Source organism: Nocardia sp. NPDC051787 (assembly GCF_040681325.1).
GTDB lineage: Bacteria > Actinomycetota > Actinomycetes > Mycobacteriales > Mycobacteriaceae > Nocardia.
The window spans coordinates 178,167-180,211 of sequence record NZ_JBFAYO010000003.1 but is presented as its reverse complement, the minus strand read 5'-3'; the positions used below and the strand labels follow the sequence as shown (position 1 = coordinate 180,211).

The 2,045-nt window shown below is 66.6% G+C and carries 1 protein-coding gene and 1 pseudogene; one reads left to right on the top strand and one right to left on the bottom strand.

Annotated elements, in window-relative coordinates; all coding sequences use genetic code 11:
- Nucleotides 1–160 precede the first annotated feature (160 nt).
- Nucleotides 161–514 (top strand): annotated as a pseudogene (locus AB0M45_RS04630) (transposase); the annotation flags it as partial.
- Between the two features lie 260 nt (nucleotides 515–774).
- Here the strand turns inward: AB0M45_RS04630 and AB0M45_RS04625 are convergent.
- Nucleotides 775–1,992 carry an IS110 family transposase gene (locus AB0M45_RS04625; RefSeq protein ID WP_364322818.1) on the bottom strand — a complete coding sequence of 406 codons (1,218 nt, stop codon included), beginning with the start codon at nucleotides 1,990–1,992 and terminating at the stop codon, nucleotides 775–777.
- Nucleotides 1,993–2,045 lie beyond the last annotated feature (53 nt).

Sequence of the window (2,045 nt, the reverse complement as noted above, 5' to 3'; positions counted from 1 at the left end):
ACCAATACCTCCTCGAATTCCACCACCACGACCCCGGCAACAATGAGTACCCCGGATGGCCGAAGCAAACTCGCGATGGAGCCGTACCTCGTCGGATTTCTCCAGGCATACATCCTGAGCCGGACCTCCTTACAAGTAGACAATCGGCGGTTCGACCGGTGATCCGGGGAAGATCGTGCTGGATCTGGCGGTAACGGTCGCGATCGGCGGCGATTGCGCCGCCGATATCGGGACGTTGCGTTGCGAGCCAGGCGTGTTCGGATCGGTGGCGTCGGATCCGACGGTGTCTCGGCTGATCACCGCGCTGGCCGCGGACTCGCGCAAAGCGTTGTCCGCCATCGCCGCAGCGCGCGGCGCTGCTCGCGCGGCAGCATGGCAGAAGGCTGGTGACCGGGCACCCGATCACGCGATCACCGCCGACGATCCGCTGGCCATCGACCTGGACGCAACCTTGGTGGAGGCGCACTCGGAGAAGGAACACGCCGCCCCAACGTTCAAACGCGGGTTCGGCTTTCAGTGCGCCGTGAGGCGCTCCGACGTATCCCCGGCGCAGCCGGGAAGGAATCGGAAGGGGTTCTTGGGTCTGATGACAACCCGATCCGGCAACGGTGAGGGGAAAGCGCCGAAACGGTGCTGGGTGTCCTGCGTGAACGCGGCAGGCGTGGCCTGACCGCGAACCTGCATGCAAGTGGTCACCGAGCGGCCTGGCAGGAAACCACTGATCGCCATGTTCGGTGGTATTCCGTTGCGGCGCAAGGAGTTTCAATGATCGTGTCAAGCCGCGGTGCTGATCGGGGCCGGTGCCTCGAGGGCGAAGGTGCGGTTGTCACGTACGAGTGCCCAGATGACGTCGATGAGGCGGCGGGCCAGCGCGATGAGTGCTTGGGTGTGGGCTTTCCCCTCGGCTCGTTTCTTCTGGTAGAAGGCGCGCGACGGGCCGTCGGCGCGGCGGATGCTCGACAGCGCGGCCATGTAGAACACCTTGCGCATCCCGCGGTGATAACGCTTGGGGCGGTGCAGGTTTCCCTTGACCCGGCCCGAGTCGCGGGGCACCGGGGCCAGCCCGGCGTAGGCGGCCAGCCGGGCGACGCTGCCGAAGACGGTGCGCAGGTCGCCGCCGGCGTCGGCGAGCAGCTGCGCGCCCAGGATCGGGCCGAACCCGTCGACGCTAGTGATGGCCGCGGCGTGGGGGTGCTCGCCGAATCGCGCGGTGAGCTGTTTGTCGAGGTCTTTGACCTCGCGGTCGAGATCGAGCAACTGCTGCGCCAGCCGGGCGATCAGCGGTGCGGTGACGGCTTCACTGGGCAGTGTGATGGTCTGCTCGGCGGCAGCGGCCAGAGCCTTGTCGGTCATGACCGCGATACCTCTGGCCCAGGCGCCGTGTTCGAGCAGGTGGGTTCGCATACCGTCGTTACCGGCCTCCCGCAGGCCGTCCGGGGTTTGGAACCCGGTGAGCAGGATCAACGCCGAACGGGTCGAATAGTCGAAGGCGCGTTCCAGCGCGGGGAAGATCGAGGCCAGGATCTCACGCAGCTGGTTGACCCCACGCACCCAGTCGGTCATGAGGTTCTCGCGGCGCGCGATGAGCACCTTCAGGTCGGTCACGATCTGATCAGTGCTGGTGATTGTCGTCAGATCGCCACGCAGGCGGGCGGTTTCGGCGGTGGTGCGGGCGTCTTTGGCATCGGTTTTTCCTTCCCCGGCGAACGCTCCGGCCATGCGGTTGACCAACCGGCCAGGCACATAGACGACCGGATCCCCAGTGGCCGCCAGCAAGGCCAGCAGCAGCCCCGCCGCGCCGGAGGTCATGTCCACCGCCCAGATGACCTCGATGGCCTTGGCTCGGACCCGGGCGATCAGCGCCTCGATCGCGGCCTGGCCGTTGACCACCTTCTGGGAGAACACGACCTTGCCCGCCTGATCCACCACACACCCGTGGTGGGCCGCCTTGCCGACATCGATTCCGACCCACACTTTTTCGCGGACCTTCACCTGGCCCGACCTCCGCTCCTTGCAACCAAACCCCGCGGACGACCCTGCCTGCA